Source organism: Nocardia jiangxiensis NBRC 101359, assembly GCF_000308615.1.
Lineage (GTDB): Bacteria > Actinomycetota > Actinomycetes > Mycobacteriales > Mycobacteriaceae > Nocardia > Nocardia jiangxiensis.
Genome location: NZ_BAGB01000174.1, coordinates 69,443 through 86,323, shown reverse-complemented (window position 1 = coordinate 86,323; position 16,881 = coordinate 69,443). Strand labels below are relative to the sequence as shown.

At 67.3% G+C, this 16,881-nt stretch carries 15 protein-coding genes; 1 reads left to right on the top strand and 14 read right to left on the bottom strand.

The window, feature by feature from the left end; all coding sequences use genetic code 11:
- Positions 1-26: 26 nt before the first annotated feature.
- The 13 genes from ON40_RS46755 to ON40_RS46700 form a co-directional block, all read right to left on the bottom strand.
- Positions 27-1,148, bottom strand: coding sequence for a GAF domain-containing protein (locus tag ON40_RS46755; protein ID WP_040832479.1), 1,122 nt, complete (start codon positions 1,146-1,148; stop codon positions 27-29).
- 279 nt (positions 1,149-1,427) lie between these two features.
- A complete protein-coding gene (locus ON40_RS46750; RefSeq protein WP_040832478.1) occupies positions 1,428-2,321 on the bottom strand; it encodes an ROK family protein in 894 nt (297 codons plus the stop codon).
- 47 nt (positions 2,322-2,368) lie between these two features.
- Complete coding sequence (locus tag ON40_RS46745; RefSeq protein ID WP_040832477.1) at positions 2,369-2,812, bottom strand: hypothetical protein; 444 nt, start codon at positions 2,810-2,812, stop codon at positions 2,369-2,371.
- A 265-nt stretch (positions 2,813-3,077) separates the two neighbouring features.
- On the bottom strand, positions 3,078-4,895 hold the full coding sequence (locus ON40_RS46740) for a sugar-binding protein (protein ID WP_083896460.1): 1,818 nt from the start codon (positions 4,893-4,895) through the stop codon (positions 3,078-3,080).
- A 97-nt stretch (positions 4,896-4,992) separates the two neighbouring features.
- A complete protein-coding gene (locus ON40_RS55370) occupies positions 4,993-5,091 on the bottom strand; it encodes a class I SAM-dependent methyltransferase (protein WP_373282098.1) in 99 nt (32 codons plus the stop codon).
- Between the two features lie 17 nt (positions 5,092-5,108).
- Complete coding sequence (locus ON40_RS46735) at positions 5,109-5,675, bottom strand: SRPBCC domain-containing protein (RefSeq protein WP_040832476.1); 567 nt, start codon at positions 5,673-5,675, stop codon at positions 5,109-5,111.
- Complete coding sequence (locus ON40_RS46730; RefSeq protein WP_083896482.1) at positions 5,675-5,989, bottom strand: ArsR/SmtB family transcription factor; 315 nt, start codon at positions 5,987-5,989, stop codon at positions 5,675-5,677. Before ON40_RS46730 ends, ON40_RS46735 begins: the two co-directional genes overlap by 1 nt.
- A 161-nt stretch (positions 5,990-6,150) precedes the next feature.
- Entirely contained in the window at positions 6,151-7,185 is a 1,035-nt protein-coding gene (locus tag ON40_RS46725; RefSeq protein WP_245568296.1) for a fatty acid desaturase family protein, read from the bottom strand.
- Between the two features lie 552 nt (positions 7,186-7,737).
- Entirely contained in the window at positions 7,738-8,559 is an 822-nt protein-coding gene (locus ON40_RS46720) for a YceI family protein (protein ID WP_040832474.1), read from the bottom strand.
- Positions 8,556-11,144: an MFS transporter gene (locus ON40_RS46715; protein WP_040832473.1), complete on the bottom strand. Its 2,589-nt coding sequence runs from the start codon at positions 11,142-11,144 to the stop codon at positions 8,556-8,558. Before ON40_RS46715 ends, ON40_RS46720 begins: the two co-directional genes overlap by 4 nt.
- 13 nt (positions 11,145-11,157) lie before the next feature.
- The gene (locus ON40_RS46710) at positions 11,158-11,673 is read right to left on the bottom strand and encodes a MarR family winged helix-turn-helix transcriptional regulator (protein ID WP_040832472.1); all 516 of its coding nucleotides are present in this window, start codon (positions 11,671-11,673) and stop codon (positions 11,158-11,160) included.
- A 426-nt stretch (positions 11,674-12,099) separates the two neighbouring features.
- A complete protein-coding gene (locus ON40_RS46705) occupies positions 12,100-12,378 on the bottom strand; it encodes a hypothetical protein (protein ID WP_040832471.1) in 279 nt (92 codons plus the stop codon).
- A 6-nt stretch (positions 12,379-12,384) separates the two neighbouring features.
- A complete protein-coding gene (locus ON40_RS46700; protein ID WP_040832470.1) occupies positions 12,385-13,896 on the bottom strand; it encodes a hypothetical protein in 1,512 nt (503 codons plus the stop codon).
- A 260-nt stretch (positions 13,897-14,156) separates the two neighbouring features.
- Here ON40_RS46700 and ON40_RS46695 point away from each other — a divergent pair, with 260 nt between their 5' ends.
- On the top strand, positions 14,157-14,900 hold the full coding sequence (locus tag ON40_RS46695) for an SDR family oxidoreductase (RefSeq protein WP_040832469.1): 744 nt from the start codon (positions 14,157-14,159) through the stop codon (positions 14,898-14,900).
- A gap of 43 nt (positions 14,901-14,943) precedes the next feature.
- Here the strand turns inward: ON40_RS46695 and fadD32 are convergent, their stop codons facing one another.
- Entirely contained in the window at positions 14,944-16,818 is a 1,875-nt protein-coding gene (gene fadD32, locus ON40_RS46690; protein ID WP_040832468.1) for a long-chain-fatty-acid--AMP ligase FadD32, read from the bottom strand.
- Positions 16,819-16,881 lie beyond the last annotated feature (63 nt).

The following is a 16,881-nucleotide window of genomic DNA, read 5'->3' as shown; positions in this document are numbered from 1 at the left end:
TCCCGCCCTTGGGAACAGTCGTCCGGTCAGGCGGAGCTGCGGTTCATTCGGCCGGCGAGCCAATACCGTAGTTGCTCGTCGTATCCGATCGGGCCGTGCCGCTCTCGGGTATCGAACGTGAGGCGCTGGGGTTCGAGCACGGGAACGTCGTCGGCCACGCGAAGCAGCTGTGCGATTGCCAGCTGCCTGCTCGAATATCCGGGGTACGGGTAGAGCAGCAGCGAGGTCGGCGTGTAGCCGCCGGTGTAGTTGAGCGCCCGCACCGTCACCCCCGCGGTTTCACCGGCCCGCAGCCGGTCGCCGAGGTCGGCGAGCCGGGCTCGATCGTCCGGATGGAAGACGTCGACCGGGCAGAACAGATAGTCCCAGCGGACCCAGGGAGCCGGATCGGTCAGCCAATGGGAAATGCTGGTGTAGTCGAGTTGAACGACAGCGAGATGAGTTCCCGCCCGTCGGTGAGCTTCCCGCAATCCGGTCCGCTCGAGAGTGGCCAGCGCGGCACGCGTGTCATCCGACGACACGTCCTCGATCAGCCACCACGCACCCCGCGTCCGATCGTCGTCGCGGGCACGAATGGTGACACGCCAACGCCCCACTCCTCCCGATGCGTGCAGCACTGTGGCATCGAACTGGAGTTTGTCACCACGCTTGGGCTCGTACAGCAGGTCGAGCACCTCGGCGTGCCGATCGAACGCGGACATCCGGTGGAACAGCCCCGCGATCGACATCCTGGGCGCGTATTCCTCGGCCGAGATGCCCGGAAAGCGGGCGATGCCGCTGGGCAACTGCACGGTCTGAGTGTTCAGATCCCAGATCGCACCCACCGCGTGCCGCAGTTCGGGAACCCGGGCGGTCACCGGTCCGAGCCACAACCGGATCGCGTGCACATCGCCCGCGGGCCCGAACACCGGTCGGATCTTCAGTTCGTGCAGGCCCGACCGGGTCGGAATCGGCACGTCCACATCCTCGGCCTGATTGCGCGCCGCCTCTATGGCGGCCGCGAGACGGGCGGTGGTGAAACTGTCGTAGACCGCCGGCATCTTGGCGAGAACTCGTTGCACGACGCGTTGCCAGTCCGAGAAACCGCGGGGCGACTCCCCCGCCGATGCCACAGACATCGCATCCGGTGTCAACATTTCGATCGTCATCCATGGGATCACTGCGCCGCTTTGCATCGAACCCGCCCGTACCAGCCGTTCCTCCGGTGGTGACCCGACAGGGCCACATCATGACGGCATCAATGTACCGTTATTTAACGGTACATTCAATACGGCAGAAGGCGGGCGACGTGAAGTACCGGAACGAGCGCATACAGCGCATGAGAAGCAGACCGGCGAGGACGCCGTGTCGAGATGTAATGCCTGCTACAGCAGGTGATTCGAGGAACAGGGCGCCCGGCGTGAATCGTCGGCCGGGCGCCCCGCCGATTACCCCTCGGCCGCGGTCATCGCGAGGACGCCGGCGCCCGCGAGCGGCCCCAACCCCTCGAGCTCCGAGGGAAGAACCCGCAGGCCGGTCAGGAAACCGAGCCGCGCGTGCGTCGCCACAGCCGCGGCGAGCGGCCTCCACAGCGCCGGACCCGATTGCGCGACCTGGCCGCCGACCACGACCAGATCAATGTCGAGAAGTGGTGCGACCGAGGCGATCACGAGCCCCAGGGCCGTACCGGCACGCCCCAGGGCCTGGGCCGCGATCTCGTCACCGACCTTGGCCGTCTCGGTCAACGCGCCGAGCGAGTTCCCCACCCAGCCCTGGCTGCGCGCCCAGCGCAGCAGCGCGGCGCCGCCGGCCACGGTCTCCAAGCAACCGCGACCGCCGCATTCACACGGGTCGTCGAATCCCGGAACCAGTGCGTGTCCGATGTGCCCGGCATTGCCGGTACGACCGACGACGACGAAACCACCCACCATGACACCGGCCGTGATTCGGTGCGACACCGATATCGACAGTGCGTCCATCGCCGTCTGCGTCGCGCCGAAGGTGCGCTCGGCCAGTCCCACGCACACGCCGTCGAGCGCGAGCCGAACCGTCGCGACGGGGAAGATCTTCTGCACCGCCTCGACGATGCCGAATCCCGTCTGCCATTCGGCGATGTCGGCCGGCGCGATCACTCCGGCGCCCATATCGATCGGCCCCGCCGACGCGATACCCACCGCGGTGACCTCATCGTCCTTGGCCACGTCGAGTAACAGGTCCCGGCAGGCGTCCCAGACATCGGTGGCCGGGATCGGAATCCGCTGAATGTCCTCATCATCGGCCCCCGGGGCAACCGGACCAGCCGCGAGACCCTCGGGGCCGATCTCCAACGCCAACATTGTCATGAATATCCCACCGCCACAGTATGTTTCGCCGTCATGCCCGGGAACGGTCAGTGGCCGGTCCCGGTCGGCCGCAGCCGATGCCCGAGCACAATACGCCGCCGCGGCGTGGACGATGCGGAGTCGGCACGAACCGGGCGTTCGCCGTTGTGGAAAATTCGCAGTGGCCGTTTGTGATCGATCGAGGCGACCCGATGCCGGTCCAGATTCTCCACGATCTTGCCCATGCTGTCGTAAGCGACGCCGGCCCAGATCATGCCCCGGGGACCGTTGCCGCGCGCAGCCAGGGTTTCGGCCAGCTCGCGGCAGTTCGTGTACAGCGGGCATTCGGCGCAGATTCGCACGGCCGTTCGCCACGAGTCCGGGTTTCCGGAGTCCATGTCCCAGTCGTCGGGGCCGTCCGCGCATGGTGGCCGACGAGTGGACTTGCTGCCGTGGATGGTGGTGACCGAGGTCGGCGCAGGTGAATCGCCGACTATCCGATTGGTGTGCATAGCAGTCTCCGGGGTGCCGAGGACACTCGCTCGAAAAGAGGTGTGTCCCATTGGTCGATCGGGCATCAGGGCTGCTCGACAGTCCCCGGAATCCAGCGTTGAATTTGCTGTACACGGCACGTTAACTCACGATTGAACTCTCAGCAAGGTCTTCGTCGCCACGTAACGGCTCATTGATGAGGTTGTGACATGCACATGCCGCTGATTAACGGCCCGTTAACCTATGCCCCAGTTCGTGCGCACTCCACAGCGCCGGAAACTCGAGCTAGCGAGCGGCAACCGACCGCGACGCGCTCATGATCGACACTCCGGTACGCCGGACCTGAGCCAGCGCAGCCGGCGAATCGACGCTGCGCGCTGCGGCCTGCGGAATCACGGGCGCAATCCTGGTCGCCGGCCCGTCTGCCGCGGGCCGATAGTCCGCGAGTGTCGCGGTACCCCACACGTAGGGGTCGGCCTGCGGGCTGCCGAACGGCGACCAGGCCAGGCGGGTCTGGCCGACCTTGTCGTCGGTGTCGGAGTTGTAGACCAGAATGTTCATCGCGAACCCCGCCGGATCGACCGGCGCCGGTAATTCCCGGAACGGGATCTTCACCTCGACCGTGTATCCCCGATACGGCTCGGTGACCACCGCGGCCACCTGAATTCCCGGCGCGGTCTCCCGCACCGGACCCTGATGATTGTCGCCGTCACGCTCGGCGGCCGGACCACACCCGCCGCTGGTATACGGCAGGATGCCTGCCTTGAGCGTGGTCGACGTGTCGTCGGAGTCACCGCGCGGATCGATGGTGATCTCGACCGAGTCGGTGCGCCAGTGCCGTTTCACGTCGTCGCATGCCAGCGTGGCGCCCTTGCGGTGGTCGGTCACGTCGACCAGCACGTACAACTCGTCGCCGTACCTGGACACCTTCGCCGTCGCGGTGCACCGGTCATCGCCCTGCCAGACCGCGAGCGGGAGTTCCGGGCCCGGGTATTCACCGGGGCCCTCGGTGCCGTTGAGCGTCGGGGCGACGGCAACGGCCGGGATCGTCGTCGCCGGGTTCGGCGGGTAGTCCGGCCGGACCCGGTTGGCCAGCCACGGCAGTCCGACTCGGTCCGCCCAGGTACAGAATTCGGCGTACAACGGCTCGAGCCCGGTCTGCCGATGCACGGCAACTTCGGTGAACCGACCGTCCTCGGCCAGCACGCTGAACCAATCGGAGTCGAGCTGTTGCGGATCCGAAGACACCTGCGCGGGCATCGCGGCGAAACCCTGCGTGCAGTACAACCGCGCCGCGTTGCGCTCGACCTGCGCCCAGGTGGTTCCGTGTTCGTCCGAGTGCGTGCCGGACCACACCCCGACGACCGGCAACCCGGTCTCGGGATCGGTGCGTTGCTGCCCCGGCGGGTTCGGCCCGAGCAACGATCCGAAGCCGTAGTTCTGGGCAAGCAGACGGTTCGTGCGCCAGGACGTCAGCCCCTCGACGGTGATCTGCTCCGGGAACGCCCGCGGATCGGCTGCCAATCGGAAGGCCTCGATCCCGAGACGCGCCGAAAACTGATGGCCGCCATGCTGATTGAACGGCCGGGGATCCATCACCACGATCGTGTGCGGCGTGATCTGACGTACCAGCCGCACCAGGCGCGCCAAGGTGTCCTGCTCACCCCAGATACTCGCGGTCAACGGCGCGGACAGGGTGTACCAGAAGTCCGGCTTGTCGAGGTAGTAGATGTTCTCGATCCCGACCATGCCGACCGCCCGGCGCTCCTCGGTCTCGCGGATCAGCCCCAGTTCCGGTCCCTCCTGCGGCCCGACGGCGTTGCCGCCGCCCTCACCGCGGGTGATGGTGACGACACTGGTGCTCCAGCCGAGGTTTTCCCGCCATTGCCCGAACGTGGACAGGTTGAACGATTCGTCGTCCGGATGCGCCCCGATGAACAGCACATCGGTGTGCGCCCGACCGCGGATCACCCCCGCCGCGCTCCGGTTGCCGTCCCCGCCGAAGCTGTCCGAGGAGCCGTCCGCGACCAGCCACGCCGCGGTCAATGCCGAAGCCAGGACGACACGCCTGCTCAACTTGCCGCCGCCACCCGCCGTCGCCATCCACTCTCCAGCCGTCCCGCATCTTCACCACCGGTCGATTCGCCGACGAATCACAGCACATCGATCGCCGGGCCCCCAACAGCGGTGATACTCAGCCCTATCCGCCCAGCAGGACCACCGCTTCGATGTCCGCGTCGACCGCTTCGGCCAGCCGGTCGTCCAGATAGCGTTTGCGGCAGGCGATGCTGTTCCACAGTCCAGGGGCGTCCGCGCTCAGCGCCCCGCGTCGCCGGACAGCGGCGGTTCGATCGGTTCCACGCCCAGTTCGGCCGAGTACGCGCGATTCAGTTCGGACCAGCCGTTGTTCATCGCGTCCGCGCCGACGATCGGGCCGATGGGCGTGCCCGCGAGCAGGAGTGCGGCGACGTCCAGGCACAGATGCCAGCCCGCGGCCATCATCGCGGCCTGGGCGCGGTCGGACAGGTGGTGAGTCAGGCGAAGCGTTGTGCCACCGGTGGTTTCGGTGATCTCCCAGCGCAATATCTCACCGCTCCAGGTGTATTCGAGCAGACGCGGTCGGTCGACCTGCGAAACCTCGCCCGGCAGTTCGAGTTTCGTCTCGCCGTCGATCATGATCAGCGTCACCGGGCCGAGCGCCGCCAGCGATCGATCGGCGGTGTAGGGCGCCCATTCGGCCAGTTCGCCGGGATCGGTGAGGGCCGACCAGACTGCCTCCGGCGGATGCGGGAAATCGCGAGTGAACACCAGCGACCACTGCCCGCCGGCGTCCACGAGTTCGACCGGGTGCAGGGGGCTGGGTCGATAGGATTGCGTGCTCATCAGGGCCGATCCTTTCTGTCGAGGTGGCGCCCGAGGGCGTCGAGATGGTGGTGCCACAGCCGCAGATAGGGCGAGAGCCAGCCGTCCAGCTCCTCGAACGGACCGGGAGCCAGACGATAGACCCGCCGCTGCGCCGCCACCTCATACGTGACGAAACCCGCCTCGCGCAGCACCTTCAGATGTTTGGACACCGTCGGCTGGGACAACTCCAGCCGATCGACGAGCTCACCGACGGTTGCCCGCCCGGTCCGCAGCTGATCGAGTATCCGCCGACGCTGCGGCTCGGCGACCACGGAGAACGGATCGGCTGCCACCTGTTCAATATACTTCATCAGGTATATACGCGAAAGGGAATATTACCTCTCGCCTCAGTGCACCGACCGTCCACACACTGCCGACACCGATCGCTCACCTCAGCACAGCGGATCGTCCGCCCGTGCCGGGGAGGGTCGCGAGAACACTCCGGCCGGGCCGATCACCGGGCGTGTTTGCCGACCTCGTTCAGATGCCGCAACGCCTGCGAGTACGACTCCAGCAACCCGGTCTCGCAGTACGGCACTCCGCGTTCGGCACAGAACCGGATCACCAGCGGCCGGACCAGGCGCAGATTGGGCCGCGGCATCGACGGGAACAGGTGATGTTCGATCTGATAGTTCAGACCGCCCATCGCGACGTCGATCACCGGCCCACCGCGGACATTGCGGGAGGTCAGCACCTGACGACGCAGGAAGTCGATGGACTCCCCCTCCCCCAGCACGGCCATCCCCTTGTGATTCGGCGCGAAGGTGCAGCCCATGAACAACCCGAACAGCCCCTGATTCACCGCGATGAACGCCAGCGCCTTGCCCGGCGGCAGCACCGCGGCGACCAGCGCGAGATAGCCGACCGCGTGCGCGGCCAGCAACGACGCCTCCCAGCCCCGATCTCGCATCGGCCACCGCAGCACGGCCTTGACGCTGGCGCCGTGCAGGCTCGCGCCCTCCAGCAACAACATCGGGAAGAACAACCACCCCTGGTAGCGGAAGATCAGCCGCCGCACGCCCCGCCCGATCGCGGCCCGAGCGCCGGAGTGCGCCAGCACGCCCATGATGTCCGGATCGGCCCCCTCGGTGTTGGGGTGCGCGTGGTGCCGGTTGTGATTACTGGTCCACCAGCCGACGCTCACCCCGATACAGAGATTCCCGGCGATCAGACCGAACAGGTGATTCGCCCGCCGGGTGCGGAAGATCTGCCGATGCCCGGCATCGTGGCCCAGGAAGGCGAACTGGGTGAATGTCGCGGCCAGCACGGCGGCGGTGACCAGCTGCCACCACGAGTCACCCACGACGACGAAGACCACCCACCCGGCCACCAGCACCGTCATGGCGATCGCGGCGAGCCGGACGTAGTACCGCACCCGTCGCTCGAGCAGTCCGGCGGACCGCACCCGCCGCATCAGCGCCGCATAGTCGCTACCCCGCGCTCCGATCGAATCGGACTGCGCCACAACATGTTCGACCGAGATGTTCACTTCCGAAGCGGATTGCAGCGCAACCCCGCCCGCTGAATGCTCCAGTACCACGCACGCCTGCCGTTCTGCTTCGATTCGGTTCTCCGGGATCCGTGCCACCACACCCGACGGCTCTGTCCGGCTGCTCGCGACCGGTCGTGGCCGACCGCCGGCGCTCGCGGCTCGCACACTGGACAACAGGATCCCTCGACGACACATCCAGCAGGTGAACAAGCACACGGCTCGACACCGCATCTGTGTGAAGAGCCGAGTCCCGGACCGTGACGACCGATTCACCGGTGGTTACCGCGCCGCCCGAGTTCGCCGCGGTCAACCGACCATACGCGGGACCGTGCCCGATGGCGATCCCGGAGCCGGGAAGAGTGTCGCCCGGGAACGCCGGAGCCACTCGTCCTGCTCGACGAGGTCGCCCATACCGCACCGGTCACCCACCCCGCCGAGATCAGCGCCCTGCCGCATCCCTTGCTCCGAGGCTGACCGCCGCGAAGACCGCCCTGATCCGACAATGGGCCGCCCCGGTTCGGAAATCGGGGCGGCCCAAAGGAATTCGCACTACATCTGAGGCAGCTGATCACCCTGGACGAGTTCGATGTCGAGATCGATCTTCACCGTGGTGCCGACCGCGGCGATGCCCGCGCGCACCATGGCGTTGTAGTCGATCGCGAAATCGTTGCGGTGCAACTGCATCTCGGCGTGGAACGCCGCGCGCACACCGCCCCACGGGTCGGGTCCGTAGCCGCCGTAGGTGATGTCCAGCTCGATCGGGCGGACCTGGCCGTGCAGGGTCAACTCGCCCGCCATCACCAGCTTGTCACCGCCGACGCGGCGGAAACCGCTGCCGCTGAACGAGATCACCGGATACTCCTCGGCATCCAGGAAGTCCGGCGACCGCAGGTGGTCGTCGCGCATGCCGATGCCGGTATCGATGCTCGCGGTCTTGATCTCGGCGAAACCCGTCGAATTCTCCAGGGTCTCGGCGATGTTCAGCCGACCGCTCACCTCCGCGAAGCGTGCCTTGATACTGGCGATGCCCAGATGCCGCGCGGTCGCGATCACCGTCGAGTGCACCGGGTCGATGGTCCACGGACCGGCCGGCGGGGCCGGATTGGTCCCCGCCTCCGGAGCCAGGACGATCTGTCCCAGCCGACCGGAGCCGTCCGCACCGACCCGGGCCACCTGCGCCACCGGCTGGAAACCCGGCGCGGTGATGATGGCGGTGCACACGCCCGCGGGCAGCGGCTCGGTGGCCACTTCCCCGGTCGCTCCGGCCGTCGCCCGCGCGAGCTGACGGCCGCTCAGATCGGTCACCGTCAGCACCGCGTCCGGTACCGGCCACCCTTCGGTGGTGTGAATACGTGCCGTCAGTCCACTCATGACTGCTTCGTCGCCTCCTCGTAGCCGAGCCGCACATCGTGATTGATCTCGCCGCCCGCGACGGTGACCTGACTGGTCACCGGCGGGTAGCCGCTGGCCACCACGGTGTACTCGCCCTCGGGCAGATCGGACACCAGGTAGTGGCCGTCCGCATCGGTGCGGGCGGTCGCGACCGGCGTGCCGCTGACATCCAGCACCGTCACCTGCGCATCGGGCACCGCGTGCCCGTTGGCCCAGGCCGCACCGGACAGCACCGTCATCGGCGAGAGCTCGATGTCGTGCCGCAGCAGCCCGCTCTCGGGCACGCTCAGCGTCAGCGCGTTGGGCCGCATGTGATCGGCGACCGCGACCAGGGTGTAGACCCCGGACACCACGCCGTGGCAGACGTACGCGCCGTCCTGTCCGGTGACCGCCGCGCCGACGACCTCGCCGCGCATATCGGTCAGGGTAACCGTCGCCGAGGGCAGCGGCTCACCGCGTCCGGCCGAGCGCACCACGCCCGACAGTTCGCCCGAACCCTGCAGGGCCACGTCCAGCGACTGCGACCCGTTGCCGACGGTCACGTTGACCGCCGACGGCTGATGTCCGCCCGCCGAGACGATCAGGACATAGCTGCCCGACGTGGGCGCACCGATCGTGTAGCCGCCCTCGGCGTCACCGGTCGCCCGGGACACCTGGTGACCGCGCGTATCGATCAGCGTGAGCGCGGCGCCGGCGACCGGCCGCCCGTCCTCGCGTCTGATCCGACCGCCGATCGTGCGAACCTCGCCGTCCGCCGAGGCGAATCCGGCCGACGAACTCCTTATGGCCATCTGTGACACCGCCGTTCCATTCGTATGCGCAGCCGCGCCGTTGCCATTGCGCACGATCGCGGCATGCCTGCCCGCGACCGCACCGGCCAGCACCGGCTCCGGCTCGGAGAGTGCCTGTGCCGCACCCTCCCAGACCTGACTTTCCTCCCAAGAATTCGTGGGGGCGTCGATCGGCTCGTCCGCCTTCGCCGCAGCGGCCTTGGGGTCCGCCAGCGGGATCTCCTTCATGAACAACAGCACCAGGCAGGCCACCAGCGCCACCCCGGCAGCGGAGTAGAACACGCCGTGCAGGGAGTTGGTGAAGCCGATCAGGATCGGATCCTTCACCATCGCCGGGAGCGAGGCGATGCTGCTGGTATTGCTCTGGATACTGCCGAGCTTCGAGGTGTCGAACCCGGCCGGCAGATGTCCGCCGAACGCGTCGATGATCTTGTGCGGCAGCAGGTTGAACATGATCGTCAGGAAGACCGCGACACCCAGGGTGCCGCCCATCTGCCGGAAGAACGTCGCCGACGCGGTGGACACACCCATGTCCGAGCGCGGGCCCGCGTTCTGCGCGGCGATGATCAACGTCTGCATGCAGCAGCCCAGACCCAGGCCGATGACGGCGCTGAACAACAGCGGCTGCCAGATCGCGGTGTCGTAGTGCACCTGCGAGTACAGCAGCGCGCCGAGCGCGATGATGAACGTGCCCACCACCGGCAGGACCTTGTACCGGCCGGTGAACCGGGTGACCTGCCCGGAGATCAGCGAACCGATCATGATGCCCGCCACCAGCGGCAGCATCAGCAGACCCGCCGAGGTCGGCGAGTAGCCACGCACCACCTGCCAGTACAGCGGAACCATGGAGATCGCACCGAACATCGCGATACCGACGATGAATCCGCCGGCGATGACGACGCTGAAGGTCGAGTTCTTGAACAGCCGCAGCGGGATCAGCGCCGCATCCTTCATCACGTATTCGACGAAGATGAACAGGATCAGCCCGACCGCGCCGATGCCGTAGCAGATGATCGACTTGCTCTCGCCCCAGCCCCAGCCGCGGCCCTGTTCGGCCACGATCAGCAGCGGGACGACACATATCGCGAGCGCTATCGCACCCCACCAGTCGACCTTGTGACTCTGCCTTCGATGCGGCACGTTCAGCACTCGCGCCACCACCCCCAGGGCGATGATGCCGATCGGCACGTTGACCAGGAACACCCAGCGCCAGCCCTCGAGGCCCCACAGGTGGTCGAAGCCGGAGAACCAGCCGCCGAGCACCGGCCCGAGCACCGTGGAGATGCCGAACACCATCATGAAGTAGCCCTGGTAGCGCACGCGCTCACGGGCCGGGACGATGTCACCGATGATGGTCATCGCCAGCGACATCAGACCACCGGCGCCCAGGCCCTGGAAGGCACGGAATCCGGCCAGCTCGTACATCGAGGTGGCGAACGTACAAGCCGCCGAACCGATGACGAAGATGCCGATCGCGGTGAGGAAGAACGGCTTTCGACCGTAGATGTCGGCCAGCTTGCCGTACAGCGGGGTACTGATGGTCGCGGTGATCAGATAGGCCGTTGTGGCCCAGGCCTGCTGATCGAATCCGTGCAGGCTGTTGGCGATCCGAACGATCGCCACGCTCACGATGTTCTGATCCAGCGCCGCCAGGAACATGCCCAGCAGCAGGCCCGACAGCACCGTCAGAACCTGGCGGTGGGAGAGGAACGTACTCTCTTCCTCCACTGGTCCGGACCGAGCCACCGGCGCCTCGGTTGTCGAAGTCGTCATAATTGTTCAAACCCTATTTCGGTTCGGCTGTACACAGCGATGGGGCTGTCTCGATATCGGCGTTGAGCCGGTCGAGAAGTGTGATGAGATCGGACCGCTCCGTCGCGGGCCAGTCGGCCAGGATTCCGGCGAGCCAGAGGTTCCGTTGCCGGCGAGTCTCTTCGAAGACGCGCACTCCCTCCTCGGTGGCGGCGAGCACGCAGGCGCGGCCGTCGACAGGGTCCGCCCGGCGTTCGACCATGCCGTGCGTGACGAGGGATCGTGTCTGCCTGCTGATGGTGGAGATTTCGGCGTGCAGCTGCTCGGCGAGCTTGCCGGTACGCTGCGGGCCGTCGTGGACCAGGCAGAACAGCACCGAGTATGCGAGTCTGTCCAATCCGTCCGGACCGTGCTTGGACATCTGTGTCTTCGCACGGTTCAGTGCCCGCATGAACCGCACCAACTGGGTGCCGAGGCGATCGGCGTCGTCGAGGACTGTACTGCCGGAGCCGACGGCAGGTACCTCGGGGTCGAGGCCGATAGTGGTCATGGGGATTCACCTTCTCCCATAGATCTGCAGACTTGGTTAGCGCATACAACTAGTTGCCGAAGCCAACTATACATACGCCCAGGCACCCCATCGCAAATCGATTACTGTGTTGTTGGCCTCCGCTTCGCTCCGGCGGGGCCGCGGCCCCCGAAGGGCCGATTCTTCCCTCCCTCCGCTCCCCCGCTTCGCTCCTCCGCTCCACTCGGTCCAGAATCGACCCGGGCCGCGGCCTTGGAGTCGGCGTCGGCGTTTTCCGAGGTCGGCGGAACTGGGCGACCCGAGGTCGGCGGTTCTCACCGCAGGATCGCACCGAACCATGGCCTATCGACACAGGTCATTCGTCACCGCCCGGTAAAAGGACGGACAACTGTCCAACATGGACGTGCCGCGTTTTCATCCCGGCCCGCTGCACCGGGGCGTGGCCCGCTACTGCGCCGGGATCTCCCGGGCCGCCTCGACGACGAACCGGTGGACCAGGGCGAACGGCAGCGGCTGGTCGGTGAAGGCGGTGAACACGAATTCTCCGGAGGCGTCCTGTCCGAACGCCTCGAGTACGATACCGCGCCCCGGCGAGGGGCCCACGTCCTCGAGTTCCCAGCCCAGGGTGTCCTGCTCACCGCTGTCGGTGACCCGCCACACCACGTAGTAACGGCCGCCGTACTCCCACCGCGGCGTAACCGCTTGCGATAACGCAGGATCCGACATCGCGACTCAATCCGATCCGGTACTGCGCAGGAACAACACCCGGTCGCCGTAATCGGCCAGCGCATGCGCCTGCCCGGCCTGCCGGATGCCGCTGGTCGGCAGATTGGTGAGCTTGGAGAACGTCGCGGTGTTGCCGAACGCCGCACGGACCTGGGTCTCCGAGGCGTAGTCCGCGCCGTAGTCGGCCAGGACCGCGAAGTTCAAGGGGGCCAGGGGTTTGTCCAGTGCGGGTTGTCCGGCCGGACGCCCCAGAGCGGCATACTGAGCGGCGACACCATCTGCGTACCAGCACAATTCGTAGGACATGTGCTCGGTGGTGTTCACCGTGATCACCGGCCACTTCTGCGAAAGCCGCAGAGCCAATGGGTTTCTACCGCTGGGGGTGAGTTCCCAGTACAGGCTGGCCACCGAGATCCAGCTGCCGCCGCAGCGCTGCACGAGCACCACGTCGTCACCGAGGTTTTCGGTGAGATTCATCTTCGGATCCGGGATGTGCCAATGCGTTTCGTGCACACCTTGGAAGGAGGTGCTGGTGGTGGGCTGCACGCCGTCGACCGCGTAGGCGGCGATGACGGCCGCGCGAACCTGAGCCACCGCATCGGGACTCGTGCAACGCACCGCGATCGCGCCGAAGGAGGTGGCGATCTCCACCGGCTTGGACGGCAGGTCCGGAAGCGCCCCGGCCGCAAGGGGTTTGAGCCCGACCAGGCCGAGCTTCCAGTTGATCTCCTCGATCGTCGACAGATCGCCGGAGGTCTGGTAGAGGATCTGCTGCTGGGTCAGATAACCCGCGCGCTCGAGCGTCTGACACTCCAGCTTCCCCAGTGCGGCAACGGTTTTGCTGGTGAAGTCGAGTTCGGCGATGGGGGTCGCGCGCAACCGGCTCGTCATCGGCTGGCTGGTCCAGGCCGAATACCGTTCGCGGTACATCGCCAGCGCCTGCTTGCGCGAGCGTCCGATCATCAGCGTCCGCAGCAACATGTTCAGGCTCGCCAGATAGTAGCGGCCCGACTGGTCGGGATCGGCCGCGAACAGACCCGCGCGAATGCGCACCGCCTCGGCACTGGCGTCCACCGCCGCGGACGGATCCAACCGGCACAGCCACACACCGCATTTGGACAGCCCGTCGGCGCAGACCGCGGCCGCGGCCGGATACTTCTGGGCCACCTGGTGATATGCGTCGCAGGCCTGCCGAATGGTCGACGTCGCCAGCTCACGGTGACCGATGGTGCGCGCGGCCTCCTCGAACAGCCGCAGCGCCTCCTGCACCTGCCCGGCGAACTCCGCGGTGACCTGTCCCCGGATCAGCCAGCGCAGCCGGATCAACACCGCCTCCTGCGCCGGTTCCAGCGAGCCCGGGGACCGATCCCGGTCCGAACCGTCCTTCTTCGTCGCGATCAGGGCGCGGGCGAAATCACACAGCGAGGCGGCCAGGCGCAGATCGGCCTCGGCCGAGCGCTCCTGGGTGGCGGCACGCCTGTCCTGCGCCACCTGGCGCTCGATGGTGCTCAGCTCCATCGCAATCCCAACTCCCGCATACCCTTCCACGCACGGTCGTCGAGCGGCCGCATCGTGCGGTGCCGAGTCTGCCACAGATCGCCGCCGGACATGGACCGGACCGGGGCCTGCGAGCACCCGCCGATGCCCCGGCAGCGGCGGCTGGCGGCAAGCATTCGTCCGGCCGTCGGCGATCGACCGGCCCAGCAGATCGACAGAGGGCGAACCCGTGTTAACTTAACCTCGAGATCATCGTTCCGCATCATCGAGAAGGCTGGGTCATGACGGTTGTTCGCAGCGCACTGGTCACCGGCGGCTCACGTGGTATCGGCGCCGAAGTCGCCCGCCGCCTGGCCGGAGAGGGATACGCGGTGACCATCGCCGCGCGCACCGCCGAAACCCTCGAGCAGACCGCGCAGGAGATCCACGGGGAGACCGGCGCGCAGATCCACCCGTTCGCGGCGAACATGGCCGAACAAGCGCGGATCACCGAGCTGGTCGACGCGCACGCCGAGCGGTTCGGCGGCCTGGATCTGCTGGTGCTCAACGCAGGTACCGGCAGCGTGGGCACGGTGGCGGAACTGACCGCCAAGGCCCGCGACCGGATGCTCGACGTCAACTTCCGCGCCCCGCTCGCGCTCATCCAGGCGGCGCTGCCGCTGCTGCGCTCCAGGGCCGAGGCCGACCCGCGGCGCGGGGCCAAGATCGTCGCGCTCGCCTCGATCACGGGTGTCGCCGGGGAGGCCGGCCTGGCCCTCTACGGTGCCACCAAGGCCGCGCTCATCTCGCTGTGCGAAACGGTCTCGCTCGAGGAGTCCGCGCGCGGCGTCAGTGCGACGGCCATCTCCCCCGGCTACGTCGACACCGATATGACCGCGTGGAAGCACGGTGAACTAGAGCCCTCCGCCATGCTCCCCACCGCGGACATCGCCGAGATGGTGCTCGCGGTCTCCCGGCTGTCCGCCCGCGCGGTGGTGCCCAACATCGTCATCTCCCGCTCGGGCGATCAGCTCTGGCGTGCCTGAGACTGCGGCGTACCAGGGACATGCGGTGCACGCGAGGCGGCCGCTACTCCGGTTCGACGTCCGGGAACTCCTGCTGACGGCGTCCGCCGCGCAGCGTCCCCTCCAGATAGGCCGCCTTGCACGCGCGTCGCGCGATCTTCCCGCTGGACGTGCGGGCGATGGACCCGGCCGGGACCAGCAACAGATCCCACACCGCCACACCGTGTTTGGCCGCGATCGCCGCCCGGACCACCTCGGCGATCGGCTCGGGCGCCAGTTTCGCCGCGCCGGTGCCGCGCTCGGCGACGACGACCAGATGTTCCGACCCCGCGGACACCCCGTCCGCACGCATCGCGGCCGGCAACTCCTGCGCCCGTACCGAGAACGCCGCCACGAATCCCGGCCGTAGCGCGCTGGAGGCCTCCTGCGCGGTCTGCTCGAGATCCTGCGGATAGTGGTTGCGCCCGTCCACGATCACCAGATCCTTGACCCGGCCGGTGATGTACAACTCGCCGTCGTAGTACGCGCCGAAATCACCGGTGCGCATCCAATCCGCTTCCGGCACAGTGCCTTCCGCGTGACTGTTCGGCTGCCGCGCGGTCAGCCGGTTGCGGAAGGTCTCCGCGCTCTCCTGCTCCCGGCCCCAGTAGCCGATGCCCATGTTGTCCCCGTGCAGCCAGATCTCACCGACATGGCCGTCAGGGCGTTCGGCCCCGGTCTCGGGATCCACGATCGTCGCCCACTGCGACAGCGCGACATAGCCGCACGACACCTGCGCAACCGCGCCGTCCGAGGTCGAATCCACCTCGATCATCCGCCCGGCGTTGAGTTCGGTCCGGTCGACGTGAACGACCATCGCCTCGTCCGCGCGTCTGGTCGCCGAGACGAACAACGTCGCCTCCGCCATGCCGTAGCACGGCTTCATCGCGGTCTTGGACAGCCCGTACGGGGTGAACGCGTCGTTGAACTTCGTCATCGAGGTCACCGACACCGGCTCGCTGCCGTTGATCAGGCCGATCACATTGGACAGATCCAGATCCTCGCCCGGTTTCGGCAGGCCGCGCACCGCCGCGTGCTCGTACGCGAAATTCGGTGCGGCGGCGTAGGTCGACGCGCCGTCCGAGGCGGCGGCCAATTCCTTGATCCACCGGTACGGGCGGCGCACGAAGGCACTCGGCGACATGATGGTGATGAATCCGCCGCCGACCACCGGCAGGATCACGCACAACAACCCCATGTCGTGGAACATCGGCAGCCAGGTGACCCCGCGCGCGGTCTCGTCGATGCCGAGAGCGTCGATCATCTGCAGCAGGTTGGTGCCCACTGCGCGATGGGTGATCTCGACACCGGCGGGCACGCGCGTGGAGCCCGAGGTGTACTGCAGATAGGCCACGTCATCGATCTTGACGTCCGGGCGGATCCAGCTCTCGCCGACGCTGTCCGGGATCGCGTCGACCGCGATGATGCGGGGGCGTTGCGCGGCCGGGAGTTCGCGGAAGATCTCGCGCACCCGCGCCGCGGCCGAACTCGCGGTCAGAATCGCCGAGGGGCGGCAGTCGCGCAGCACCGAATACACGCGACCGGGATGTCCCAATTCTTCCGGATCGAACAGTGGCACACCGATATTGCCCGCGTAGACCGCCGCGAACATGGCCACCACGTAATCCAGTCCCTGCGGTGCCAGAATCGCGACCCGATCGCCCGGTGCGGTCACCTGCTGCAGTCGCGCCGCGACCGCGCGCAGTCGGACGCCGAACTGGCCCCAGGTCAGCTCCTGGTACTCGCCGTCACGCTCGCGCGAATAGTCGATGTAGCGGTAGGCAAGGTCGTCGGCGCTTGCCGCACTGTGCTTGTCGACGAAATCGATCATGGTCGCATCGCTGCGGATCGAGATATTGCCCTGCTCATCGAGATAGTCGTCAAAGGTCTCGCCGATCATTCCCTATCCTTTTTCACGCACGCCCAGCGGACGTGCGATGACAATCGAACACAGATCGACACC